The following is a 22,661-nucleotide window of genomic DNA, read 5'->3' on the forward strand; positions in this document are numbered from 1 at the left end:
AAGCAAGATGAAGTAAAAACGGCAAGCTCTTGCCTGCCGCCGCCTTAGTCCATCATGCCACGCACTTGGTCGAGCACACGAATGACTTTATCGGCATATTCCGGATCGGTGGCATATCCGGCTTGATGAAGCGCCCGAATAAACTGTTCAGGTTGCGCAGATTGCGATAAAGCTTGCTCATAGCGCGGGTTGTCACGCAAAAATGAGACGAAATCGTCAAAACTCTCTTGATAGGAGGGGTACGACCGAAAGCTTGCCGTTTCTTTGACCGGGATCCCGTCATACACTTCCAGGGTTTGTGTGGCGACTTTATCGCCTCCCCAACGTTGATCCGCTTTTATATTAAACAAGTTATGACTGTTATCGCGGGCATTGGCGATAACCTTTTTCCCCCAACCGGTTTCTAGTGCTGCTTGAGCAAGAATAATCGCCGGATCCGTGCCTAACGCGCGAGCCGCGCGACGAGCATGCGGTGCCAGCGTGTTCACAAAGGAGTCAGGCGAATCGAAGCCTTCTGAACGTTGGGGCGTAGGGGTGCTAGCGACTGGCGGCGCGATAGACTGACTATCGAGTGCCGCAATCGCTTTTTCTGCTGCCTCTCGACTACGGTTTTGATCCAACGGCAAAGATTGCGCCGACGCGCGAGCCGCTTCATTCATATCTGGCTGGCTGTCGCCTTGCGCTTTGCCTAATTGTTCAACAATCATATCGGCGAGGCCCAGTGAACCCTCTCGGCTTAGTTCACTGGCCATTTGTTCATCGGCCATCTGCTCATAAAACTTCGAGGTGCGATCGTCGATTAAGTCAGACTCAAACGCCTCATTGGCATCACGCATTGACTTGAACAGCATCTGGGTAAATAAGGACTCGAACTGCTCGGCGGCTGAACGCAACGCCGCTTGCTCATCCCCTTCTTCCCCTTTCACGGCTTGGCGACGTAGTGAGTCGAGCTGGCTTATATCGTGTACAAATTGACTATCAACAGGAGATTTCATGCGTTGCCCTATATCACTATCAATTGGCCATCAATGGCCCCAGCTTGTTTCAGCGCTTGCAGAATCGCCATGAGATCGGAGGGTGCAGCACCAACGCCATTCACGGCGCGGACTAAGTCGTCTAATGTCACGCCAGGTTTAAAGTGGAACATCCGCCCTTGCTCTTCCTCAACATTGATCTCGGTATCAGGCGTGACCACAGCTTCACCGCCACCTAATGGATTAGGCTGATCAACATTGAAGTCTTCTTGGATCGAGACCGTCATGCCGCCATGGGTGATCGCCGCAGGGCGAAGGCGCACATTTTGCCCGACCACAATCGTGCCAGTGCGAGAATTAACGATTATTTTCGCTGCCGCATCACCCGGCTGAAACTCAATATTTTCAACCGTTGATAAGAAAGCCACACGCTGGCTAACATCACGCGGCGCTCTGACTCTCACTGAGGTTGCATCCATAGCTGATGCGGTTGACGGACCAAGAAAGCGATTAACCGCATCCGCCATACGCTGTGCGGTAGTAAAGTCGGATTGGAATAAGTTGAAAGTCAGGTAATCACCACGACCAAAAGGATTAGGAACTTCCCGCTCAACGGACGCGCCATTAGTGATCCGTCCAACGGTTGGGGTGTTGCCCACCAACTGAGAGCCATCAGCACCGGTGGCGCTAAAACCGCCCACAATCAAGTTTCCTTGTGCGGTCGCATAGACATTACCATCCAAGCCTTTGAGAAAAGTTTGTAACAAGGTGCCACCACGTAAGCTCTCTGCCGAACCAATCGACGACACGGTAACGTCAAGTTTTTGACCTTGTTTTGCAAACGCGGGCAAGTCAGCGGTGACGGCAACGGCGGCAATGTTAGCTGATTGAGGATTGATATCTGGCGGCAATTGGATGCCAAAGTTTTCCAGCATCGACTTAAAGCTTTGATCGGTAAAGGGCGTGCTTTCACCTGTACCGGGTAACCCCACCACCAAGCCATAGCCGGTTAGGGTGTTACTGCGTACCCCTGCGACCTCCGCCACATCTTTGATGCGCGCGGCGAGGCTTGGCATCGCCACCATCAGCAAGACTATCGATAACAACCACTTTTTCACGTCAACTCTCCGACACATTGTAGGGCTACAAGGTGACATTAAAGAATCGTGCCAACCAGCCTTGCTCTTGGGTATCTTGTCGCTCACCTGTCCCTGAATACTGAATTCTAGCGTTGGAAATACGGGTCGAAGCAATGGTGTTGTCAGGGCCAATATCGGCCGGGCGAATTGTACCGCTGAGGCGGATATATTCATCCCCTGAATTCAAGGTAAGCCACTTTTCACCGCGTACCATCAAATTCCCATTCGCGAGTACATCCACCACCTGTACAGAGATAGAGCCTTGCAGGCTGTTGCTCTGATCCGCCGAGGTGGAGCCGGTTACCGAGTTGTCGTTACTGACCTCGTACGACAGTGTTCGCTCGCCAATGGTGATCTCCTCACCGCCTAGTGATAAGGGATCCATACTGAGATCATTGGATTTAGCCAAGTCAGAACTGGCACTTTTTTGCGCTTGGGTGTTTTCTTCCAGCATCACGGTCACAATGTCACCCAGACTACGTGGTTTTGAACCATCGTACAGGTCACGCTGGTCATTCACGTTGAATAAGGATCCTGTCGCCGTGGCGTAATGCTCGGGCGCTTGTTGCGGCCGGATTGGCGACCACGCTGGATCATCCGCTTTGGGGTCTTCACGTTGACGCAATAAGCCAATCAAGCCTTCGCTGTCCGGTGTGGTGTCCCCTTCGACCGCGTCGGTGGTCGAGGTCGCTTGGTCAAGATCACTGCCTGTGTCTTGTTGCCCCGGCAATGAACAGCCACCTAGCCCCAACAAGGTGGCAAGGAAAAGGCCTGGGATTAATATACGTTGCACCGTCATCATTGCCTCCTTAACCCTTATTACAGCTGCTGATTGACGTAGCTGAGCATCTGGTCGACCGACGAGATCACTTTGGAGTTCATTTCGTAGACGCGCTGAGCCTCAATCATATTCACCAGCTCTTCGGTGACATTCACGTTAGAGGTTTCCAGCATCGATTGCTTCACTTCACCGAACCCATCGAGTCCAGGCACCCCCTCTTGAGGATCACCACTCGCACCAGTGGGCAGGTAAATATTCTGGCCGATAGGCTCCAACCCACCTGGGTTAATAAAATCAACCGTGGTTATTTGCCCGAGTACTTGGTTCTCTTGTTGACCACGTAATCGCACAGACACTTCACCATCCGTTCCGACCGTAATTTGTACCGCGTCTTCAGGAACAGTAATTTCTGGCTCTAGCGTATAGCCCGCACCTGATGTCACTATCGTGCCTTCGTCATTCAGGGTAAATTGGCCGTTACGCTGATAGCCAATGTTGCCATCAGGCAGTAATACTTGGAAAAAGCCATCCCCTTCAATCATCATATCAAGGGCATTGTCTGTGGTTTGCACATTACCATTGGTGTGCACGCGCTGAGTGGCCACCACTTTTGAACCAGCACCGAGCATCAATCCACTGGGCAACTCAGTGTTCTGTGAGGATTGCCCACCTGGTTGGTTGATGTTCTGGTAGAAGAGATCTTCAAACACCGCGCGTGATTTTTTAAACCCGACCGTGGATGCGTTGGCTAGGTTATTCGAAATCGTCGAGATATTGGTCTGCTGCGCATCAAGTCCGGTTTTACTGACCCATAATGCTGGATGCATAATTACTTCCTCTTAATAAACCTTAGCCAAGCCGTAATAACGATGAAGACGACTCGTCCATTTTTTCCGCGGTTTTCATTAACTTCACTTGCATTTCAAAATGACGTTGCAAGTCGATTAACCCAGTCATTTCACCCACAGCGTTGACATTACTGCCTTCTAACGCGCCCGTTTGCAACGTCACACCCGCATCGGCCGGAAACACAGTGCCGGGCTCTTTGGGTTTGAACACGCCGTCTTTGTCTTTAAAGAGATCTTGATTATCTGGGCGAACCAGTTTGATTCTATCCACCACTTCCATCGCATCAGCTGGCGCACCTTGGGGGAGTACAGAGACACCGCCGTCTTTGCCCACTTCAATTTTGGCTGCAGGGAGGGGAATAAATATCGGGCCCCCACTCTCTCCGACAATGAGGTTACCATTACTGTTTTGGAGTAAGCCGGTTTGATCCACTTTGAGATGGCCCGCACGGGTATAGCCTTCTTGCCCTTGGCTGTCTAGCACTGACATCCAGCCTTCACCTTGCACCGCCACATCGAGGTTTCGGCCAGTGGTGATCGTCGAGCCTTGTTCAAAGCTATATCCAGGTCGCTCAGTCATGTTAAACACACGGCTGGGTAGTCCTTCACCATAGGCCTGCATGGAGCGAGATTGCTCTAAATCTGCTCGAAAGCCTGTGGTGCTGACATTGGCCAGGTTATTGGCGCGCAGTTGCATGGCCTGCATATCTTGCTTTGCGCCACTCATGGCTAGGTATAACGAGCGATCCATAATTGGTTGCCTCCACAATCGTTCTACAGAGAAGAAAGCAAAGAGCGTGCCAGTAATTTAAATCGTTCAATATCAGAACTTTAACAGGGATGTGGTGTGGTTAAAAAGAAAGAAAAAAGGGGGAGAATGGAAAAGCCTTGCCGCCCTATGACTAAGCGGCAAGGCGTATCATCGCTAGCGGATCTGTAGGATATTTTGTTGCATCTGGTTGCTCACTTCCAAGGCACGCGAGTTTGCTTGGAAATTTCGCTGCGCGGTGATCAAATCAACCAACTCTTGGGTCATATCGATATTGGACTGTTCGATCGTGCCACTTTTTACCTGCCCAAAGGCGCCTTGCATGGCTTCACCAAAAATGGGATCACCCGAGTCTTGCGTCACATCCCATTGCGTATTGCCCACTTGTGCCAAGCCTTGCTGGTTGGCAACACGCACCATCGCCACTCGTCCTAGCGCGACATTTTCACCGTTACTGTATGTCGCCATGATAGTGCCTTTAGGATCAATGTCGACTTTGGTGAGATACCCCGTGGTTGCGCCATCATCGGTGAATTTTCGCATCTCAAACGGTGCCGCATACTGGGTCGGATTATCGAAGTTGAGCGTAAGCTGCTGATCACCATTCGCGCCGTTCATTTCCAATCCTGCCCCCGCAGGCCCTAGGGCATCGGTCACGATCGGGTTACCACCATTGATATTGTTCACTGAACCATCAGAGTTAAAGTCGATGGTGTGGCCAACCTGTCCAGCGGCATTGGTTGAATTACCCCCTTGGATATTCACCGGCTTCTCGCCTTCAGGATCTGTCATGGTGTAGTACACTGACCAGCTGTTCGGGTTCGCCGGATCGTTGCCTTTTACATAGTACGTCGACAACTTATATGGCTGACCGAGGGAGTCATAGACTGTGGCAGAGGTTTGCTTATTGTAAGTTTCTGGATCTTCAAAATTGAACTGCGCGGGATCTTTCTCTTCCCCGCCAGCAGGCAAGTTCAAGCCAATATCAACATTTTGTGACGCACGAGGCTGGCCAAACTGATCCGGGACGTTGAGCGACTGCGGCTCATACGACGAAACCTGCTGAGTATCAGGGTCGACATTATAACCGAGCAGATACTGGCCTTCAGAGTTGATAATGTCGTTATTTTTATCAAGGTGGAAGGCACCGTTGCGCGTTAAGTGGTAATCGTTGTTTTGCAGCTTGTCATTTGACACGCCGAAAAAACCATTACCGCTAATCCGCAAATCAAGCGGGTTGTTGGTGTAGATACTCGAGCCTTCGTGGAACTGCTGTGCCACGGTCGACGTTTGTACACCGGTCCCGTTCGTGGTCTTCGAATTAGAGAAGATGGAGGTTGAGTAGACATCACCAAACTCAGCACGTGACTCCTTAAAGCCATACGTATTGGCATTCGAGATGTTGTTACTGGTGGTGTTCATGTCTTTCTGGGCCGCACCAAGGCCACTTAACGCAATATTAAAACCCATTGCTTTTCACTCCTAATAAATCGGTTAGCCTTTCGTCACATTTCCGACGTCGGCATTACCGACCTCTAGCACTTCAGCAAGCTTAAACGGTGAGGAGAAGCCGGCAAGATTTAGCATCACGTTGCCATCGCCATTCCCCAGCAAGACACTGTTTACATTGGCATAGGTCGACACATCAAACTCTTGAGTTTGGCCATCAACCAAGCCGCTAACTTTGAGCTTATAGGTCCCTTCCGGCATAGGATTGCCGTTATCGTCGAGCCCATCCCATTCCACACGGTGATCGCCCGGCGGTTTGGCACCCATACTGAACGTTCGTAATAGCTGTCCTTGTTCGTTTTCAACTCGGACACTGACGTTATCGAGCGCACGCGGCAACTTCACCATACCAGCCACACCGCCAGTCTCTCCTTTAACACCTGTCGATCCAGGCACAAGGACATCACGTCCGACCAAGGATGACGCTTGCAATGCTTGGTTGGAAGTAATCGACTCGTTGAACGTATCAAACTGATTGTTCATTTTGCCGATGCCTTCTACCGTCGCAAAAGACGCCATCTGCGAGATCATCTTGTCATTATCGACAGGTTTGAACGGATCCTGTTGTGACAGCTGTTTGGTGAGCAGAGAAAGAAAGTCTTCTTGCTTGAGTGCCTGTTTGCCTGTTGTACTATCTTGGCTCTCTTGCAGTTTTTTCTCTTGCTGCGCCTTTAGCTGGTCAATGTAGGACAGTCCGTTACTCGAACCTGTACCGTCGATTCCGGCCATCTTCGCCTCCTACATTACTGCCCCATCTGAAGCGTACGCATCAGCATTTGTTTACTGGCATCGGCAACCTGCACGTTGGTCTGGTAGGCCCGCGATGCCGAAATCATGTTCGCCATTTCTTCCATGACATTGACGTTCGGTTTGAAGATATACCCTTCTTCATTCGACATTGGATGATCAGGGTTATATTCCGCCCGTAATGGCTTTTGGCTTTCCACAATACCGTCAATGTTGACCGGCACACTTTCCCCTTGCTGTTTGAAGCGGTTAAGCTCCGCAGAGAAAATCGGATGCCGAGCTCGATACGTTTCTTCCGCAGAACTGCTCACCGAGTTGGCATTGGCCAGGTTGCTTGATGTGGTGTTCAATCGTACTGACTCGGCACTCATCGCCGATCCCGACACGTTAAAAATATTAAACAAACTCATCGATTATTTCCCATTCAATGCCTTCTTCATGTTCTTGAACTTAGAGCCAAGAAAGTCCAGTGAGGCTTGGTATTCTAGTGCGTTCTGCATGAACAAATTCTTTTCTAATTGCGCATCAACCGTGTTGCCATCGCCAGTGTCTGGTTGCGTGGGGATACGGTATTTCTTTTCCCCCATCACCTGGCTAGAGGCAGCAATGTGCCGCTCATTGGTGCGGCTTAGGCCAATACTTGCCTCGGATGTTGCCGCTTTTAAGGCGCGTTGAAAGTCGATGTCTTGCGCCTTGTAACCTGGCGTGTTGGCATTAGCAATGTTGCTAGACAGGGTTTCTGCCCGCTTGCCTCTAACGCCAACTGTGTGCTGGTGCACACCAAGTGCATTGTCAAATGTGATCGCCATGGACAACCTCCGAGTTCTTACTGCATGTAATAAAGCAAACAGGGTGCCAAGTTTTCAACAAGGCCTTGTTTTTGTCTTCAGCTCAGGTGGGACGCGGGGTGAGAGACAGGAATGTCTATCGATAAAAAGTGAGAGAGCGGCAGAGAGATGTAAAAAGCGGCAAACCATGTGCCGCTTTGCCGCCTGCTATTTAAGCTTATAGATAATGCCGGGGTTACAGCGGATCATTTCAAACTTGTCGGTTAACCCCGTGAGTGACTCCGACGCGCCCAAGATCAAGTAACCGCCAGGATTCAATGCCCCCGCCATCTGATTCAACACTTTGGCTTTCATATCAGGTGAAAAGTAGATCAGTACATTACGACAAAAAATGATGTCGAACTTGCCTAACAGACTATAGCTTTCCATCAAGTTTTGCGGGCGGAACGTCACCATGCGCTTGATATTTTCTTTCACCCGCATTTTGCCATCTCCCACGTCCTCGAAAAAGGTACGTCGACGTTCCGGCGACAGTCCGCGTCCCAGTGCCAAGTTGTCGTATATCCCCTGGCGACACGCCTCCAGCATGGATGTCGATATATCAGTCGCGGTGATACTCACGCTTCCAAGCATGCCAGGTTTGCGTTGCTGGGTTTCCGCCACCGTCATGGCAATGGAGTAGGGCTCCTGCCCTGAGGAGCTTGCTGAAGACCAGATTTTTATCGGCTTACGAGATTTGGCTAGCTCGGGTAACAAACGATGTGCCAGCACTTCATACGGATAAGTATCGCGAAACCATAAGGTTTCATTGGTGGTCATCGCATCTATCGCAGCGACTGCCAGCTCGCGATTACGTCCAGTGGTGACTGACTTTATCAACTCTGACAGCGACCCCAAGCCAAATTTATTCACCAGCGGGCTCAAGCGGCTACGTACCAGGTACTGCTTGCTATCTCCCAGTACGATCCCACACTTGGCTTCGAGATGTTTGCAAAAGTCTCGATATTCTTGGTCACTGATTGCTACATTTGTCATTAATTAACTCAATCGCTCTGGTTGGGTTACGACTTAACCGCCTCGAGTACGGCAGAGCCCAATTCATCAGGGTCGAACTTCGCAATAAACGAGTTAGCCCCGACACGCTGAACCATGGCCTCGTTAAATACCCCACTCAATGATGAATGCAATACTACATGAAGATCCTTGAGACTCGAATCTTTTCTAATCTCGGTTGTGAGGGTATACCCATCCATTTCAGGCATTTCGATATCGGATATCACCAAGGCAAGTTGACTGTAGATGCTTCCCTCGGCGGCCATTTCTTTCAGTTTTTCTAACGCTTCTTTGCCATCTTGTACCAAGATAACGTCATACCCGACGCTTTCAACCGCGCGCTTCACCTGACGGCGTGCGACGCTGGAGTCATCGGCCACTAACACTTGGCTAGGCGCACTTTCTTCCCGCTCTTGCCGTTTCGAGAGTACTTCCTCACTCACATCTTCATTCACGGGCGCGATTTCATTGAGAATTTTTTCAACGTCGAGCACTTCCACCAACTCGTTATCAATTTCGGTGACCGCGGTGAGGTAGTGCGATCGCCCTGTCCCTTGCGGGGGAGGAAGAATTTTTTCCCAGTTCATATTGACGATACGCTCGACCGAGCCGACTAAAAAGCCCTGCATGGAACGGTTAAACTCGGCAATAATCACAAAGCGGTTCTCTGGATCGGGAATAGCTGGCCCGCCAGTTGCTAGGCTCATGTCGATGACAGAGACGGTTTGACCGCGGATGTGGGCCACTCCTTTCACCAAAGGATGCAAATTTGCCATTGCGGTGAGCCGTGGGCACTGCAACACTTCTTTGACTTTAAAAACATTAATGCCAAAGCGCTGTTTTCTCATCAGGCGGAAAGTCAACAGCTCTAACCGGTTTTGTCCTACCAGCTGTGTACGCTGGTTGACCGAATCAAGAACACCACCTGTCATAAGATAAACTCCATATTGCCCCGTTTTTTTTGTAGAGTAGCATGGTAATCATAGTGGGTAATCACATGACTCTCGAGAAAAGAAGGGATTTTTTTTCTTAACGTCCGCTACTGATGGATTGAACTATGTCCAAGATATTACGTTTATTTATCGTCGTTTGGCTTACAAGCTTTAGCCTAAGTATAGCTGCTGCGACAGTAAGTCAAATTGAAGCGGTGCAAGAAGCCGCGGAGGCGCATGTCGCCGGTATTATTTCGCTGCCTGAAAATGGCGAACTCAACATCGCGGCGGGAAACCTTGATTCGCGCATGCGCCTAACCGATTGCCCCTTGCCACTCGATACCAAAGTGCCAGGTCGTCAACAGATTAATACCTCGGTCACCGTAATGGTGTCTTGTGATCGAGACAACTGGCAAGTGTATATTCCGGTTAAAATCGAGTTGATGACCCCCTCGGTTGTCGCCAAGCGACCACTCAATCGTGGCATGACTATTGCTTCGAATGATCTAGCCGTTCAAATGGTAAATAGTCGGTTTCAACGCGGGCATACCTATACGCAACCCGCGCGTTTAATTGGCTCTAAAGTCAAACGAACCGTGGGAATAGGTGAACCGATCAGCAGTAACGATGTCTGCGCCGTGTGTCGAAATGATGACGTTTTGATCACTGCGCAAGGAAACGGACTGAACATTGTTGCAAAAGGCACGGCATTAAGTGATGGCGCTCTAGGTGAGCAAATAAAAGTGAAGAACAATAAATCTAACCGGATTGTCGATGCTACAATCTCAGCGGTCGGCGAAGTAACGGTTAATTTCTAACTTTTTACGTCACAATGCTAAAGTAACAGCAAGGTGTGCCGATATGCTGAGCAACGGACTCAAAAAGCGACTGACAGTAAGGCGATGTTATGGCGAGTATTGACCAACTACGTGGTAATCAGCAACCCCTGACCACAACTCGTAATACGAGTAACCAGACCAAAACACAAGAAACGCAAAGCGGCTCAGTCCGTGAACAGCAAGGGGTAAAACCCCAAGACGACGCTGTTTCGCTCAGCCAACAAAGCCAAGTGATCGATAAAATGAATCAGAAAATGGCATCTGAGCCCTACTTTGATAGCGCCAAGGTTGATCAAATCAAGCAAGCGATATCAAACGGCTCTTACAAAGTAGATCCTGATAAGCTCGCCGCAAACATGATGCGTTTCGAGAACGATCTCAACGACAGCTAAGCTGATTGGAGTGGTTATGACCCCTACTGCGCCTTTAACAACCTTGGTTGAACAGCAACTCGAGCGAGTCCAAGCGCTACAAAGCGTGCTCGAGCAAGAAGCCGGTGTCATTGCCAGCCGCTCCTCTGAAGATATCGAAGCAATAGCCAAGCAAAAACAGTCGCTTATCAACGAAATTCAACGTAATGATGCGCAAATTAGCCGTCACCCAGAACGCGATTTACTTAACCATGATGAAACGTTAAGTGAACACGTGAATGCCATTCAAGCCACCCTCTCAGCCTGCAAACAGCAAAATGAAACCAATGGCATCGCGCTTCAGCGCGCGAGTCTGAGTATTCATCGCCTGCGCAACCTGTTCCAAGAAAGCGGTGGTAAGTCAGAATTGACCTATAATCAAGACGGCAATGCGTCGGGGAGAAAAACCCTAGGCACTAACGTTAAAGCATAACGTCTTTCCTACGAACAACGACCACGCTCCAAGCCACCACACCGGCCACCTATTTGTCTCGCTTTTCTTGCCTATCTTATCGGCGCACAATCGTCTGCCTGTTTTTTGTCGACTCTGGCTTGCTCCCTAAGATGGCCTAACGCGCTATCGCGCCACGATGGTGCCTGACTCAAGCACAAAAAAGCGAGCATAGTGCTCGCTCTCCGTCTAAAGGCATACGTCGTTTTTACACCCTGCCTGCTTAAGTGCCAAGATGTTGGCGTCATCCTTCTCATTTGATCAAAGCAAGACGCCCTAGTGGCTAGAAAATAATATTATTGTTATTCGGTACAGGCTGCGATTCGCCATAGCGTTTCATTTTCTGCATGGTATCGAGATCGAGTTGGAGTTCAGTGACGTAACTGTCACCCACTTTATAACTGGCCACCACTTCTGCGCCGCGAATAATACCATCCACCGCGCCCTGGGTCGTGTCGCGGCCTAAACTTTGATCATCAACGCGTGCACGGCTGCTAACCCGCAAGCCATATACTTGTTCACTCAATTCTTTGTACGCATCCACTTTAGAGGCACGCATGGCCCGGGTTTCTTTTTCTTCTTGGGTTGCGCCTTGTTGTGCACTAATTGACGCCATTCCCACCGCCGAGATGATGTTTTCTTCTTTCATCTTAGTTAATGGCTGACAGGCTGACAGCATCAGCAAGATTGCGATGACAAATCCGTGTTTCGTAAACATTTATCTACCTTACTCTTTCCTGTACTAAGGTTTTAGCACCACTGTCTCTCGCTTCACGCGGTTTTGATCGTCTCGAATAATCACGCCATCGCGTTTGCGAACCTTGTATAAACTATCAATATCACGCCCAATACGATCGGCCGGCAAGAAGCCTTGCGCCGAAGCAACCACCACGCGAGATTCCATACCGATTACCCGGGCATTAACTAATACCCCGCCGCCTTGACGCAACATAGTCCCCGTCAATACATAATCGATTTGTTGTTCAGGGTTAAGTTCTTTCCAGTCTCGGCTAATGGTAAAATCACCATCTTCCGTCACCCGAATCGCGCCCGTCGATTTAAAGTCAATCACCGTAAAGCCGCGGCGCTGCATTTGATAAATCAGTCCCTCGGTGACGGTATTACCTAACCAGTTGGTCTCATCCATTTTTTGCAAATCAACAAACGAGGTGACCGCCAAGGGCGTTCGCGCTGTCAAATACGCATTGGTGGCTAACAGCTCATCGGCCATACTGTTTAGAAAGTAATCAAGCGTGTGACGTGGCCGCTGCTTAAGGAAAAACTCACTGCCCGAATACGGCTCTTTGCCGTTATAAATTGGCGTGTAAGCACAGCCTGTTACCAATAGCGCTACTATCGCCACTATCCACTTTTTCATCGTATCATGCTCCGCGCTCAGTCATCGATGTGAGACAAGTGTGTCATTAAGGGTATCGGTTGATTTGATGAAACCTTTACCTTTGATTGCTGGCTCTATTTAGGTACACAACTTGCATCAGCGTCTTTGCGTCATCTTTTTGGTAGGGCTTAACCCTACGCACTAATAGATTGAAAGCAATTTCCATACCCACTAAGTGAGATCTTGACTATGAAAACCCTTTTGGCGCGGTTAACGCTCATTGTCAGCCTGAGTGTCGCTCCTTGGACACACGCGGCGTGGTATGAAGTATCGGCCAGTTCCCCCATACTCGAAAGCCAGCAAGCCGCCCGTGTTCGGGCACTTGAAGCCGCGACCTTTGATGCTATGCGCTTTGCCGGTGCCGATGTAGGTAGCTTGCAGCAACTCAAGCGTTTTTACTCGCAAGCTAAACCTGGTTATCAGTTTAGCGGCAATGCGGTACGCGAGGTACAAGTGTTAGAAGAAGGCACTCAAGGCGGCAATTATGTTGTCAATCTGCGCTTAGATATCTATCCATCGGCAAACGCTTGCCACAAAACCCAGTATAAAAAAGGCATGGTGTTAACACGTTTTCCGATTGTTTCACCCCAACAAGCCGCGTTAGGGGGCATTTATCAATTTGGCGATGACTTTTCGGTACTCCTCAACCGTGAGATAAAACAACACGCACAGAGCTTTGTCGGGCGTGGTATCGCCAATGTTGATGTCTCTCCTAATGCGCCCCGCACGGTGGCCATGTTAGCTGAAGACAAAGACGCGCAGTTTGTGATCACCGGCGCAATCACTGATCTGTCTGCCACGACGGACGCCAGTGGCTTTGGTGAGGCACAAAATAACCGCCAATTGGCCGTCAATGTCCAGGCAATGGACAGTGAGAGTGGTGAAGTCATATTTCAACGCCGCTATCGCGATGTTGCCCAATGGCCGTTTGAACGCCATAGCCAAGTCGATACCCAGACCGCGCGCTTTTGGCAATCTCCTTATGGGCAAATGGCACGCCGAATGAGTCGAAATATATTGTTAGACTTGGAGTCATCATTGTCTTGTCGCGCCAGTAAGCCAGAAATCGTCGCCCTCAAAGACAATATTGCACAAATAAATGTCGGGCGTATCAATGGGGTTAAACAAGGCGATCAACTGAACCTGTGGCACATTGCCTCGTTCACCGATGATTTAGGTATCGTACGTACTCAACGTCGAAAAAGCGGCATCACACTGACCGTTGCACGCGTTTATGAAAGCAGCGCGGAAGCCGTGGTTCAGCCCAATAACCTCAGCGGCAGCATACAAATCGGCGACATAGTGACCAAAGGGGTAAATTAAATGAAAACAGGCGCTTAAATCGCGCCTGTTTTTACGTATAATGTCGACACGCTCTCATAGCTCAACAGGATAGAGCAGTCGCCTCCTAAGCGATCGATCGGGGTTCGAGTCCCTGTGGGAGCGCCATTCCTTTCTGTATGGCTAAAACCAAGTCAAGGCCTGTGTATAGGTTGCCAGTAGCCAGAGGCTGGCCATCGCCATCACACCAGCGACAATATCATCCAGCATGATCCCTAAGCCACCGTGAACATGTTTATCCAGCCAGCTTATCGGCCATGGCTTAACCATATCGAAGAGGCGGAATAACACAAAGCCTGCTAAAACGGTTTGCCAGTCGGTGGTAGGCACCAACGCCATTGTCAGCCAAAAACCAACAAACTCATCCCAAACAATCGCTCCATGATCATGCACTTGCATGTCTTTCGATGCCCGACCACAGATAGCAATGCCCGCTAAGCTACCGACAATAATCGCCAACCACAGTGCAAGCGTTCCCCCAACGTTCACCAGCACCAGGTAGAATGGCACCGCAAACAAGGTACCGACGGTCCCCGGCACTATCGGTGATAAGCCACTGCCAAAGCCAAGTGCCAATAGATGATATGGATTGGTCAAGGATAAACGATGCTTAGGATCTGTCACGACGTGGCTCCTTAAAATGATCCCATCCAGACAGCACCCAATCGAGAGGCTGACTGTCTGCCACAAGTTCAAGGCGGTGGTTGCCGGTTATTTGCCCGATGCATTGCACATTGACTCCGCTGTGCTTAAGCGTCGTATCTAGCATCCCCCGATACATTTCCGGTACCGTAAAACAAAGCTCGTACTCCTCGCCACTGGTGAGGGCGAGTTTTTGTGCCTGCTCAGTATCGCCGATCTCCGCTAACAAAGACTCAGAAAGCGGCAGTTGCGTCACATCAACTTTTGCACCGACACCACTAGCGGTGAGGATGTGGGTTAAGTCTGCGTGTAAACCATCAGAAATATCAATCGCCGCTGACGCGATACCTCGCAATGCCTGTCCAGCGGTCACTCGTGGCTGAGCCCGATAATGACGATTGATCAATGTGGTTGCGCGGGCCTTATCAACCACTGGCTTGCCGAGAATATAATCGAGCCCGGCTTGGCTCTCACCCAGTGTGCCGGTCACGAAAAGCCAGTCTCCCGGTTTCGCACCCGCACGAGTCAGCGCCTGCCCTTTAGGAACATGACCGTGTAAGGTAATGGTGATACTTTTAGGACCACGCGTGGTATCGCCGCCAATGAGTTGGACTTGAAAATGCTCGGCAAGGGCGGTAAAGCCTTGGCAAAACCCTGCCACCCAAGCATCATCGGGCTCTGGTAATGTGAGCGCCAGAGAACACCACGCTGGCATTGCGCCCATTGCAGCCAAATCGCTTAAGTTAGAGGCTAACGCTTTATGCGCCACATCAGAGGCACTCGCAGTCGGAAGAAAATGGGTGCCCTCCACCAGCGTATCTGTGGTCACCACTAACTGACAGCCTTCAGGGACCTCGACCAACGCACAGTCATCACCAATACCTAAAGCGACATCACGACGCTTGACCGGCTGACGAGCGAAGTAGTCGCGAATCAAATCAAATTCGTTGCGTGTCATAACTCGTATGTGTTGGATAAGAATAATAAAAAGGCCAGCAGTGCTGGCCTAGTCAGGAAGGGATTAGCGCAGCCGAGGGTACGCTTTATCCAAGACGCCATTAACAAACTTATGGCTGTCTTCTGCGCCAAAGCGTTTGGCCAGTTCCACGGCCTCATTGATAACCACTTTGTAGGGGACATCGTCGCACTTCATCAGCTCATACATTGCAAGGCGTAGTAAGGCGTGCTCCATATCATCTAAATCCTGCAAAGGACGGGATAGGTACGGGCGCATCTTACTATCAAGCTCTTGATGGCTAAGCGCTACACCGCTAAACAGATTACGAAAATAAGCAACATCCGTTTCTGGTTCACGTAGAAGCGGCTCTGTTTTCTGATGCTCGTCTTCTTCTTCGTATTTATCTGCGGCAAGAAACGCGGCTTCAATATCAGCGACATTGCCTTGCGCTAGCTGCCATGAATAGATGGCTTGCAATGCAAACTGACGTGCATTACGTCGTGCGGCTGGTTTCACTTTAACCCCCATTTAGGATTCAATTTGGGACAGAACATTCACCATTTCAAGCGCGCTCAGTGCAGCCTCTGCCCCTTTGTTACCAGCCTTGGTACCTGCGCGTTCGATCGCTTGCTCAATGGTGTCTACCGTCAGCACACCAAATGCGACTGGGGTTTCAAACTCCAGTGCAACTTGTGCTAACCCTTTATTACATTCTCCGGCGACATAGTCAAAATGCGGTGTGCCACCACGGATCACCGATCCGAGTGCCACAATCGCGTCATAGCGACCGCTCTTGGCGAGCTTTTGGGTCACCACAGGCAACTCGTAGGCACCTGGGCAACGCACCACGGTGATATTATCGTCGTTGACTTGGCCTTGGCGCTTCAGTGCGTCAACCGCACCATCCAGCAAACTCTCGTTGATAAAGCTATTAAAGCGAGAGATAACAATAGCAACCTGCGCGTTGGGCGCGGCAAATGCCCCTTCGATTACGTTCATGAGCCTTCCTGTGACTTGCTTTCCGGAATGAGAAACCGCGCGATTCTACCACATTTTTATCCGATGGCACCATGTTCCGTGCCAGTCGATGATGGTGCAAATCGCGCGCCCCGTTTATCTATCTTATTCGGTGACGTATTCCACCACGTTCAGGCCAAAGCCTGACAAGGCATGATAACGCTTGGTCGACGACGACAGCAGGCGCATTTGCTTGACGCCAAGATCTGCCAATATTTGCGACCCAATCCCTACTCGGCGAGAGGTCCCCTGCCATTTAGCGCCGGCGGGTTTTTCACCTTTATCTTGCGCTTCAAACGCTTTCACTTTGTTGATAATGGCATCGCTGGTTTCTTCTTTACCCAGAATCACCAACACCCCGCCTTCATCGCTAACCCTTTGCATCGCGCGGGTCAGGCTCCAGCTGCGCTCAGCCGTCCGATCAGATTGGAGCACATCGGTAAAAGTGTCTTGCAGATGCACACGCACTAGGGTGGGATCGGCGGTCACCTCGCCTTTACACATCGCATAATGGATTTGGTTATCAATGGTGTCGCGGTAGGTAACTAAATCAAACTCACCAAATTCCGTCGGCAATTTACAAGACGCCACCCGTTCAATGGTCGTCTCGTTGAGATTACGGTATTCAATCAAATCGGCAATGGTGCCCAGCTTGATGCCGTGTTTGTCACAGAATACTTCCAAGTCTGGGCGACGCGCCATGGTGCCGTCTTCATTTAAGATCTCAACGATCACGGAGGCAGGACTATAGCCACCTAAACGGGCCAGATCGCACCCCGCTTCGGTGTGGCCAGCACGGGTGAGCACCCCTCCTTCTTGCGCCATCAAGGGGAAGACGTGGCCCGGCTGCACCAAGTCAGCCGCTTTAGCGTCGGGGGTAACCGCGGCTTGCACGGTGCGTGCGCGGTCAGCCGCCGATATCCCGGTGGTAACACCCTCTGCCGCTTCAATCGACACGGTAAACGCGGTGGAAAATTGCGCATTATTGTCCGACACCATCAAAGGCAACCCAAGTTGCTGGCAGCGCTGCTGGGTCAGCGTCAAACAAATCAACCCTCGGCCATGCGTGGCCATAAAGTTGATCGCTTCTGGGGTCACTGCTTCTGCCGCGATGATCAAATCACCTTCATTCTCGCGATCTTCGTCATCCATCAACACCACCATTTTGCCTTGGCGGATATCGTCAATGATTTCTTGAGCGCTACTAATTGCCATCTTGGGATCCTTATTTCAAAAAGCCGGAACGGGCCAATGTGTCTAGACTGACACCCGTTGATTGTGTCGGTTCAGCGGCCTTGTCACCGAGCATCAATCGCTCAAGGTAACGGGCAATGACATCGACTTCGATGTTTACCTTGCGCCCAGGCGCAAAGTGCTGAATAGTGGTTTGCTCAGCCGTATGCGGCACGATGGTGAGTTTAAACGCACTGCCGTTCACCTCGTTCACCGTCAAACTGATACCATCCACCGTGATAGAGCCTTTCAATGCCACATACTTGGCGAGTTCAGGCGGTAGTGCAATCCAGTACTCCCAGGCGCGGCCAGTTTGGCTAACGGACGTTACTTCTCCCAAGCCATCAACATGCCCCGAAACCATATGACCGCCAAAACGGGTGGTAGGTAGCATGGCTTTTTCAAGGTTAACGCTATCTCCTACCGACAAGGCGCCCAGCGATGAACGCGCCAAAGTCTCAGAGGAGACATCCGCGCTATAGCCCGTTGCGGTCAATGCGACGACAGTCAAGCACACCCCGTTGGTGGCAATGCTGTCACCCAGTTTGACGTCCGAGAGATCAAGCGCACCGCTGTCGATCGTCAGAGTAACGTCTTGTCCCCGACGACTCAGGGTTTGTACGCGCCCTATCGCTTCAATAATTCCAGTAAACATTGTTCTTAATACTCTTGCGTAATTACGGCATGCTCAGAGAGGCTCGCCCGTAAGCGGACATCGTCACCGACAGTCTTTACCTGGTTAAAGTGGAAACGTGGCGCGTCATCCATCGACTCTAATCCGCCTAATGCGACCAAAGGACGGCTATCGGCCCCTAATAATACCGGCGCTTGGTAGACAATCAGCTCATCCACCAAGGATTCACTCAGCAGCTGGCTTGCCAGCCTCGCGCCTGCTTCCACCCATACTTTGTCAATATCATGTTCCGCCAATGCGCGAAGGATAGTGGTGAGCGATGCATCGGGCATCACCCATTCTTGCACGTTATCTGGCCACGCTTTATTACTCGGCGTATCAACAATACGGATCACGTTGCCCTCAAGTTGATAGACACTCGCTTCCGGCACGGTTTGGTTGTGTTTATCCAAGATCACACGTGTCGGTTGGCGTCGCGTCGATTGAGGATAATGGTCGAGGACAGCACGAGGAAGTTGGTTGTCACGGATATTGAGGCTCGGGTTATCCGCAATCACCGTGGCACTGGTCGATAGAATCGCACTCGCTTGCGCGCGAAATGCTTGCACATCAGCGCGCGCGGGTTCCCCAGTGATCCATTTACTGTGCCCATTCGCCAAGGCGGTGCGCCCATCGAGGCTCCCTGCCAGTTTGAGCTGCACATAGGGCATTTTAGTTTGCATACGTTTGATAAAACCGGGGTTCAGCGCGTTGGCGCGCTCGGCCATCACGCCCACAACCACCTCAATGCCGGCTTCTTGTAACCGTGCGATACCACGTCCAGCTACTTGCGGGTTTGGGTCTTGCATCGCGCACACAACGCGGCTAACGTTGGCAGCAATCAACGCATCGCAACACGGCGGCGTGCGACCATAGTGAGAGCAAGGCTCTAAGGTGACGTAAGCTGTCGCCCCTTGTGCGCGTGCTCCCGCAGCCTTTAATGCATGTACTTCAGCGTGCGGGCCGCCGGGGGCAATATGAAACCCTTCACCGACCACTTCGTCGCCCTGTGCAATCACACAACCGACATTAGGATTAGGCGTGGTGGTATAACAGCCTTGGGCCGCGAGCGCTAACGCGCGCATCATCATGGTTGTATCCCGATCGCTTTGACTCATTTTTGCAACCGTGCGATTTCTTCGCCAAATTCACGAATGTCCTCAAAACTGTGATACACAGAGGCAAAGCGAATATAAGCCACTTTATCGAGCTCCTTGAGCGCTTCCATGACCAAGTTCCCTACCATGGCAGAGCCAATTTCGCGCTCTCCGGTGGCACGCAAACGTGACTTTATACTGTTGATCGCTTTTTCAATATCATCCGCGCTCACTGGACGCTTTTCTAATGCGCGTTGAATGCCGCCACGCAGTTTCTCTTCGTCAAACGGCTCTCGGTTACCGTTGGTCTTAATCACCCGTGGCATCACTAATTCCGCCGTTTCGAACGTGGTATAACGCTCTGCGCACGCCAAACACTGGCGGCGACGGCGAACTTGGTGACCATCAGCCACAAGACGAGAATCGATCACTTTGGTGTCGGTAGCACCACAGAATGGACAGTGCATGAGTGTCGCCTCCTCAATATCGTCTTGCTAGTGTAACCGATTTGTAGCGATGAAAAAGCCTATCGAAGAGGACTTTATGGTGGTTTTGTGTGCTAAACAAAGCCAGTGAGGCACATCGTGTCGATAAAAACAAAAAAGACGCCCGAAGGCGCCTTATAACCTATTCATTTCCGTGTCATTAATTAGGCATACACAGGCAGACGACGGCAAATCGCTTGGACTTTTTCTTTGGTCTCGGCAATCACTTGCTCATTATCGATATTATCCAAGACATCACACATCCAATGCGCAAGCTGCTCAGCATCTTGCTCAGTAAAGCCACGACGTGTAATGGCTGGGGTGCCCACACGAATACCAGAGGTGACAAACGGGCTGCGTGGATCGTTCGGCACACTGTTTTTGTTCACAGTGATATTAGCCGCGCCCAGTGCTGCGTCTGCTTCTTTTCCGGTAATGTCTTTATCGATAAGATCAACCAGCAACAAATGATTATCGGTTGAGCCTGATACTATTTTGTAGCCACGCGCTTGGAAGCCTTTGACCATCGCGCGAGCATTATCAATCACACGCGCTTGGTAAGCCTTAAACTCAGGCTCCATCGCCTCTTTAAACGCCACCGCTTTACCCGCAATCACATGCATCAAAGGGCCACCCTGGCCACCTGGGAACACGGCGGAGTTGAGCTTTTTATAAAGGTCTTCACCCGCATTCGACAAGATCAAACCACCGCGAGGGCCCGCAAGCGTTTTGTGGGTAGTGGTCGTTACCACATGCGCGTGTGGCAATGGATCTGGATATACGCCTGCCGCAATTAAACCCGCGACGTGCGCCATATCGACCAACAGCCATGCGCCCACTTTATCGGCGATTTCACGCATGCGCTTCCAATCCACCACTTGTGAATAAGCAGAAAAGCCACCGATGAGCATTTTGGGCTTGTGCTCCAGCGCAAGCTGTTCCATTTGCTCATAGTCAATTTTACCCGCTTCATCGATACCGTAAGGGATGACATGGTAATGCTTACCAGAAAAGTTGACCGGCGAGCCATGAGTCAGGTGACCACCATGCGCCAAGCTCATTCCCAGAACCGTATCTCCAGGGTTGAGCAGGGCCATATATACCGCGCTATTTGCTTGTGAACCTGAGTGAGGCTGCACATTCGCATACTCACAACCAAACAGTTCACACGCGCGCTCAATCGCCAGCGCTTCGGCTTTATCGACATACTCACACCCACCGTAATAGCGCTTGCCGGGGTAGCCTTCCGCGTACTTGTTGGTCAGTTGAGAGCCTTGCGCTTCCATGACGCGTGGGCTGGTGTAGTTTTCTGATGCGATCAGCTCAATGTGTTCTTCCTGACGTGCCGTTTCTTCTTCAATGGCGGCGAACAGGGCGGGATCGTAATCCGCAATCTTCATGTCACGCTTTAGCATTTGTCTCTCCTGACTTAACATTGGCGGGCAATTACCCATAAAGCAAACGCTAGGGCTTTTTCAGCTCACCTAGCAAAAACCGGCGCAGGGGCGATGGCTTAGATCACGCCTTGGCTTAGTCGCCTTAAGATGACAAATCAAAGCGATTAAGCCAAGGAAAATCGTTCGCCACACCAGCACTACGCAAACGTTTTCGTTACCGCTATGACTGCGTTTGCTATTCTACAAAAAATCCAACCTATCAGGTAGCCTGCGTCACAATTTTTTATTGCTCATGGCAATCGTAATGGTCGGGCGTCAACGAACATAGTCGGTGTAAAGGTTTTACAGCTGAGTATCATAATGCTGACATTCTACATTCAAGTGATTTACCTCCCCGCCTTTCTCTTCGTCCTAATTGGCGATAAAATCCGCGCCCGATTATCCCATTAACTTTTTACCGCCAGCCCTTTGGGTTTTGGCGGGCTTTTTGTTGTTATCACGTTTTTGTTGTTGTCACGCTAATAAGTAGGGAGAAGCCGTGTGAGTCAGTATCAACACAGCTTTAAAGAAGACATTATTGCTATCGCCTCTGGCGCGTTCTTAGTCGCCCAAGGGGTGTTTTTCTTGCAACAAGCCGGACTTTTAACGGGCGGAACCACAGGGCTGGCTCTGTTGGTCAGCCAATTTACAGACTTGTCCTTCGGTACCCTGTACTTTCTGTGTAATTGCCCGTTTTATTTGATGGCATGGTTTCGCATGAGCCCACGCTTCGCACTGCGCAGCTTACTTGCGGGGGGCGCGGTATCGGTGATGGCTGACCATATTGCCTATTTCTTTGAAATTACCTGGCTGGCACCTGCGTACTGTGCCGTCATTGGTGGGTTGCTAATGGGCGTCGGCATGTTGATGATCTTCCGTCACAACGCCAGCTTAGGCGGCTTTAACGTCTTGGTGCTCTATTGTCAGGACAAGTTTGGGATCTCGGCAGGAAAGCTACAAATGGGCATCGACTGCACCATCCTCGCGTTATCTTTCTTCCTCATCGACCTCAACCTCTTGATGTGGTCGGTGGTTGGCGCGATTGTGCTCAACTTAGTCTTGGCGATGAATCATAAGCCCGGGCGCTATCAGGCGCATCCTGCTAACCCCGGCGCTTGAGCGGCCTCTCAACGCTAATCA

27 protein-coding genes and 1 tRNA gene are annotated in these 22,661 nt (G+C 50.7%); 6 read left to right on the forward strand and 22 right to left on the reverse strand.

Going from position 1 to position 22,661, the window contains the following annotated elements; translation table 11 throughout:
• Window positions 1-44: 44 nt before the first annotated feature.
• The 11 genes from flgJ to BZG72_RS01235 all read right to left on the reverse strand — a co-directional run bounded on the left by flgJ (window position 45) and on the right by BZG72_RS01235 (window position 9,540).
• A complete protein-coding gene (flgJ, locus tag BZG72_RS01185) occupies window positions 45-995 on the reverse strand; it encodes a flagellar assembly peptidoglycan hydrolase FlgJ (protein WP_077665898.1) in 951 nt (316 codons plus the stop codon).
• 8 nt (window positions 996-1,003) lie between these two features.
• A complete protein-coding gene (locus BZG72_RS01190; protein ID WP_369795706.1) occupies window positions 1,004-2,059 on the reverse strand; it encodes a flagellar basal body P-ring protein FlgI in 1,056 nt (351 codons plus the stop codon).
• 58 nt (window positions 2,060-2,117) lie between these two features.
• Window positions 2,118-2,912, reverse strand: a complete 795-nt coding sequence (locus BZG72_RS01195; protein WP_101494468.1) for a flagellar basal body L-ring protein FlgH — start codon at window positions 2,910-2,912, stop codon at window positions 2,118-2,120.
• A 20-nt stretch (window positions 2,913-2,932) separates the two neighbouring features.
• Entirely contained in the window at window positions 2,933-3,721 is a 789-nt protein-coding gene (flgG, locus tag BZG72_RS01200; RefSeq protein WP_046074963.1) for a flagellar basal-body rod protein FlgG, read from the reverse strand.
• Between the two features lie 22 nt (window positions 3,722-3,743).
• Complete coding sequence (flgF, locus tag BZG72_RS01205; protein ID WP_046074964.1) at window positions 3,744-4,493, reverse strand: flagellar basal-body rod protein FlgF; 750 nt, start codon at window positions 4,491-4,493, stop codon at window positions 3,744-3,746.
• Window positions 4,494-4,667: 174 nt separating this feature from the next.
• A complete protein-coding gene (flgE, locus tag BZG72_RS01210; RefSeq protein WP_046074965.1) occupies window positions 4,668-5,981 on the reverse strand; it encodes a flagellar hook protein FlgE in 1,314 nt (437 codons plus the stop codon).
• 24 nt (window positions 5,982-6,005) lie between these two features.
• On the reverse strand, window positions 6,006-6,749 hold the full coding sequence (gene flgD, locus BZG72_RS01215; protein WP_046074966.1) for a flagellar hook assembly protein FlgD: 744 nt from the start codon (window positions 6,747-6,749) through the stop codon (window positions 6,006-6,008).
• A 14-nt stretch (window positions 6,750-6,763) separates the two neighbouring features.
• Window positions 6,764-7,177 (reverse strand): flagellar basal body rod protein FlgC, encoded by a 414-nt coding sequence (gene flgC, locus BZG72_RS01220; RefSeq protein ID WP_046074967.1) that lies wholly within the window; start codon window positions 7,175-7,177, stop codon window positions 6,764-6,766.
• 3 nt (window positions 7,178-7,180) lie between these two features.
• A complete protein-coding gene (flgB, locus tag BZG72_RS01225) occupies window positions 7,181-7,576 on the reverse strand; it encodes a flagellar basal body rod protein FlgB (RefSeq protein ID WP_046074968.1) in 396 nt (131 codons plus the stop codon).
• A gap of 186 nt (window positions 7,577-7,762) precedes the next feature.
• On the reverse strand, window positions 7,763-8,590 hold the full coding sequence (locus tag BZG72_RS01230) for a protein-glutamate O-methyltransferase (protein WP_046074969.1): 828 nt from the start codon (window positions 8,588-8,590) through the stop codon (window positions 7,763-7,765).
• A gap of 26 nt (window positions 8,591-8,616) precedes the next feature.
• Window positions 8,617-9,540: a chemotaxis protein CheV gene (locus BZG72_RS01235; protein WP_046074970.1), complete on the reverse strand. Its 924-nt coding sequence runs from the start codon at window positions 9,538-9,540 to the stop codon at window positions 8,617-8,619.
• 125 nt (window positions 9,541-9,665) lie between these two features.
• On the opposite strand from BZG72_RS01235, the gene flgA reads away from it, so the two are divergent.
• From flgA to BZG72_RS01250, 3 genes are all read left to right on the forward strand, one after another.
• Entirely contained in the window at window positions 9,666-10,358 is a 693-nt protein-coding gene (gene flgA / locus BZG72_RS01240) for a flagellar basal body P-ring formation chaperone FlgA (RefSeq protein ID WP_077665899.1), read from the forward strand.
• 89 nt (window positions 10,359-10,447) lie between these two features.
• Window positions 10,448-10,771 carry a flagellar biosynthesis anti-sigma factor FlgM gene (flgM, locus tag BZG72_RS01245; protein ID WP_046074972.1) on the forward strand — a complete coding sequence of 108 codons (324 nt, stop codon included), beginning with the start codon at window positions 10,448-10,450 and terminating at the stop codon, window positions 10,769-10,771.
• Window positions 10,772-10,787: 16 nt separating this feature from the next.
• Window positions 10,788-11,222, forward strand: a complete 435-nt coding sequence (locus tag BZG72_RS01250; RefSeq protein WP_046074973.1) for a flagella synthesis protein FlgN — start codon at window positions 10,788-10,790, stop codon at window positions 11,220-11,222.
• A gap of 301 nt (window positions 11,223-11,523) precedes the next feature.
• On the opposite strand, the gene BZG72_RS01255 is transcribed toward BZG72_RS01250, so the two are convergent.
• Both BZG72_RS01255 and BZG72_RS01260 read right to left on the reverse strand, forming a co-directional pair.
• Entirely contained in the window at window positions 11,524-11,958 is a 435-nt protein-coding gene (locus BZG72_RS01255; protein WP_077665900.1) for an LPP20 family lipoprotein, read from the reverse strand.
• A 24-nt stretch (window positions 11,959-11,982) separates the two neighbouring features.
• Window positions 11,983-12,618 carry a FlgO family outer membrane protein gene (locus tag BZG72_RS01260; RefSeq protein WP_046074975.1) on the reverse strand — a complete coding sequence of 212 codons (636 nt, stop codon included), beginning with the start codon at window positions 12,616-12,618 and terminating at the stop codon, window positions 11,983-11,985.
• Between the two features lie 210 nt (window positions 12,619-12,828).
• On the opposite strand from BZG72_RS01260, the gene BZG72_RS01265 reads away from it, so the two are divergent.
• Together BZG72_RS01265 and BZG72_RS01270 are read left to right on the forward strand one after the other, a co-directional pair.
• Window positions 12,829-13,962 carry a flagella assembly protein FlgT gene (locus BZG72_RS01265; RefSeq protein ID WP_046074976.1) on the forward strand — a complete coding sequence of 378 codons (1,134 nt, stop codon included), beginning with the start codon at window positions 12,829-12,831 and terminating at the stop codon, window positions 13,960-13,962.
• A gap of 50 nt (window positions 13,963-14,012) precedes the next feature.
• Window positions 14,013-14,088: transfer RNA gene (locus BZG72_RS01270), tRNA-Arg, on the forward strand.
• A 15-nt stretch (window positions 14,089-14,103) separates the two neighbouring features.
• Here BZG72_RS01270 and pgpA read toward each other — a convergent pair.
• The 9 genes from pgpA to glyA all read right to left on the reverse strand — a co-directional run bounded on the left by pgpA (window position 14,104) and on the right by glyA (window position 21,500).
• Complete coding sequence (pgpA, locus tag BZG72_RS01275) at window positions 14,104-14,604, reverse strand: phosphatidylglycerophosphatase A (protein ID WP_046074977.1); 501 nt, start codon at window positions 14,602-14,604, stop codon at window positions 14,104-14,106.
• Window positions 14,591-15,580, reverse strand: a complete 990-nt coding sequence (thiL, locus tag BZG72_RS01280) for a thiamine-phosphate kinase (protein WP_077665901.1) — start codon at window positions 15,578-15,580, stop codon at window positions 14,591-14,593. Before thiL ends, pgpA begins: the two co-directional genes overlap by 14 nt.
• 63 nt (window positions 15,581-15,643) lie before the next feature.
• A complete protein-coding gene (nusB, locus tag BZG72_RS01285) occupies window positions 15,644-16,108 on the reverse strand; it encodes a transcription antitermination factor NusB (RefSeq protein ID WP_046074979.1) in 465 nt (154 codons plus the stop codon).
• Complete coding sequence (gene ribH, locus BZG72_RS01290; RefSeq protein ID WP_046074980.1) at window positions 16,109-16,579, reverse strand: 6,7-dimethyl-8-ribityllumazine synthase; 471 nt, start codon at window positions 16,577-16,579, stop codon at window positions 16,109-16,111.
• Between the two features lie 123 nt (window positions 16,580-16,702).
• Window positions 16,703-17,812 (reverse strand): bifunctional 3,4-dihydroxy-2-butanone-4-phosphate synthase/GTP cyclohydrolase II, encoded by a 1,110-nt coding sequence (gene ribBA / locus BZG72_RS01295; protein WP_046074981.1) that lies wholly within the window; start codon window positions 17,810-17,812, stop codon window positions 16,703-16,705.
• 10 nt (window positions 17,813-17,822) lie between these two features.
• Window positions 17,823-18,485: a riboflavin synthase gene (locus tag BZG72_RS01300; RefSeq protein WP_077606530.1), complete on the reverse strand. Its 663-nt coding sequence runs from the start codon at window positions 18,483-18,485 to the stop codon at window positions 17,823-17,825.
• Window positions 18,486-18,490: 5 nt separating this feature from the next.
• Window positions 18,491-19,621 carry a bifunctional diaminohydroxyphosphoribosylaminopyrimidine deaminase/5-amino-6-(5-phosphoribosylamino)uracil reductase RibD gene (ribD, locus tag BZG72_RS01305; RefSeq protein ID WP_077665902.1) on the reverse strand — a complete coding sequence of 377 codons (1,131 nt, stop codon included), beginning with the start codon at window positions 19,619-19,621 and terminating at the stop codon, window positions 18,491-18,493.
• Window positions 19,618-20,067, reverse strand: a complete 450-nt coding sequence (gene nrdR / locus BZG72_RS01310) for a transcriptional regulator NrdR (protein WP_046074984.1) — start codon at window positions 20,065-20,067, stop codon at window positions 19,618-19,620. The genes ribD and nrdR overlap by 4 nt, the downstream gene beginning before the upstream one ends.
• 182 nt (window positions 20,068-20,249) lie before the next feature.
• A complete protein-coding gene (gene glyA / locus BZG72_RS01315) occupies window positions 20,250-21,500 on the reverse strand; it encodes a serine hydroxymethyltransferase (protein WP_046074985.1) in 1,251 nt (416 codons plus the stop codon).
• Between the two features lie 522 nt (window positions 21,501-22,022).
• Here glyA and BZG72_RS01320 point away from each other — a divergent pair.
• A complete protein-coding gene (locus BZG72_RS01320) occupies window positions 22,023-22,640 on the forward strand; it encodes a YitT family protein (RefSeq protein ID WP_046074986.1) in 618 nt (205 codons plus the stop codon).
• Window positions 22,641-22,661: the final 21 nt, after the last annotated feature.

This window comes from Salinivibrio sp. PR6 (assembly GCF_001995955.1).
Lineage (GTDB): Bacteria > Pseudomonadota > Gammaproteobacteria > Enterobacterales > Vibrionaceae > Salinivibrio > Salinivibrio siamensis.

What these genes read in the sequence shown, in the direction of transcription:
- flgE (WP_046074965.1), bottom strand. Translation starts at nt 5,981, where the DNA reads ATGGGTTTTAATATTGCGTTAAGTGGCCTTGGTGCGGCCCAGAAAGAC.
- BZG72_RS01250 (WP_046074973.1), top strand. Translation starts at nt 10,788, where the DNA reads ATGACCCCTACTGCGCCTTTAACAACCTTGGTTGAACAGCAACTCGAG.
- flgF (WP_046074964.1), bottom strand. Translation starts at nt 4,493, where the DNA reads ATGGATCGCTCGTTATACCTAGCCATGAGTGGCGCAAAGCAAGATATG.
- BZG72_RS01265 (WP_046074976.1), top strand. Translation starts at nt 12,829, where the DNA reads ATGAAAACCCTTTTGGCGCGGTTAACGCTCATTGTCAGCCTGAGTGTC.
- flgJ (WP_077665898.1), bottom strand. Translation starts at nt 995, where the DNA reads ATGAAATCTCCTGTTGATAGTCAATTTGTACACGATATAAGCCAGCTC.
- flgD (WP_046074966.1), bottom strand. Translation starts at nt 6,749, where the DNA reads ATGGCCGGAATCGACGGTACAGGTTCGAGTAACGGACTGTCCTACATT.
- BZG72_RS01190 (WP_369795706.1), bottom strand. Translation starts at nt 2,059, where the DNA reads ATGGTGGCGATGCCAAGCCTCGCCGCGCGCATCAAAGATGTGGCGGAG.
- BZG72_RS01300 (WP_077606530.1), bottom strand. Translation starts at nt 18,485, where the DNA reads ATGTTTACTGGAATTATTGAAGCGATAGGGCGCGTACAAACCCTGAGT.
- flgA (WP_077665899.1), top strand. Translation starts at nt 9,666, where the DNA reads ATGTCCAAGATATTACGTTTATTTATCGTCGTTTGGCTTACAAGCTTT.
- ribBA (WP_046074981.1), bottom strand. Translation starts at nt 17,812, where the DNA reads ATGGCAATTAGTAGCGCTCAAGAAATCATTGACGATATCCGCCAAGGC.
- glyA (WP_046074985.1), bottom strand. Translation starts at nt 21,500, where the DNA reads ATGCTAAAGCGTGACATGAAGATTGCGGATTACGATCCCGCCCTGTTC.
- BZG72_RS01195 (WP_101494468.1), bottom strand. Translation starts at nt 2,912, where the DNA reads ATGACGGTGCAACGTATATTAATCCCAGGCCTTTTCCTTGCCACCTTG.
- flgM (WP_046074972.1), top strand. Translation starts at nt 10,448, where the DNA reads ATGGCGAGTATTGACCAACTACGTGGTAATCAGCAACCCCTGACCACA.
- ribD (WP_077665902.1), bottom strand. Translation starts at nt 19,621, where the DNA reads ATGAGTCAAAGCGATCGGGATACAACCATGATGATGCGCGCGTTAGCG.
- BZG72_RS01230 (WP_046074969.1), bottom strand. Translation starts at nt 8,590, where the DNA reads ATGACAAATGTAGCAATCAGTGACCAAGAATATCGAGACTTTTGCAAA.
- flgB (WP_046074968.1), bottom strand. Translation starts at nt 7,576, where the DNA reads ATGGCGATCACATTTGACAATGCACTTGGTGTGCACCAGCACACAGTT.
- flgG (WP_046074963.1), bottom strand. Translation starts at nt 3,721, where the DNA reads ATGCATCCAGCATTATGGGTCAGTAAAACCGGACTTGATGCGCAGCAG.
- BZG72_RS01255 (WP_077665900.1), bottom strand. Translation starts at nt 11,958, where the DNA reads ATGTTTACGAAACACGGATTTGTCATCGCAATCTTGCTGATGCTGTCA.
- flgC (WP_046074967.1), bottom strand. Translation starts at nt 7,177, where the DNA reads ATGAGTTTGTTTAATATTTTTAACGTGTCGGGATCGGCGATGAGTGCC.
- nusB (WP_046074979.1), bottom strand. Translation starts at nt 16,108, where the DNA reads ATGGGGGTTAAAGTGAAACCAGCCGCACGACGTAATGCACGTCAGTTT.
- BZG72_RS01260 (WP_046074975.1), bottom strand. Translation starts at nt 12,618, where the DNA reads ATGAAAAAGTGGATAGTGGCGATAGTAGCGCTATTGGTAACAGGCTGT.
- BZG72_RS01235 (WP_046074970.1), bottom strand. Translation starts at nt 9,540, where the DNA reads ATGACAGGTGGTGTTCTTGATTCGGTCAACCAGCGTACACAGCTGGTA.
- ribH (WP_046074980.1), bottom strand. Translation starts at nt 16,579, where the DNA reads ATGAACGTAATCGAAGGGGCATTTGCCGCGCCCAACGCGCAGGTTGCT.
- thiL (WP_077665901.1), bottom strand. Translation starts at nt 15,580, where the DNA reads ATGACACGCAACGAATTTGATTTGATTCGCGACTACTTCGCTCGTCAG.
- nrdR (WP_046074984.1), bottom strand. Translation starts at nt 20,067, where the DNA reads ATGCACTGTCCATTCTGTGGTGCTACCGACACCAAAGTGATCGATTCT.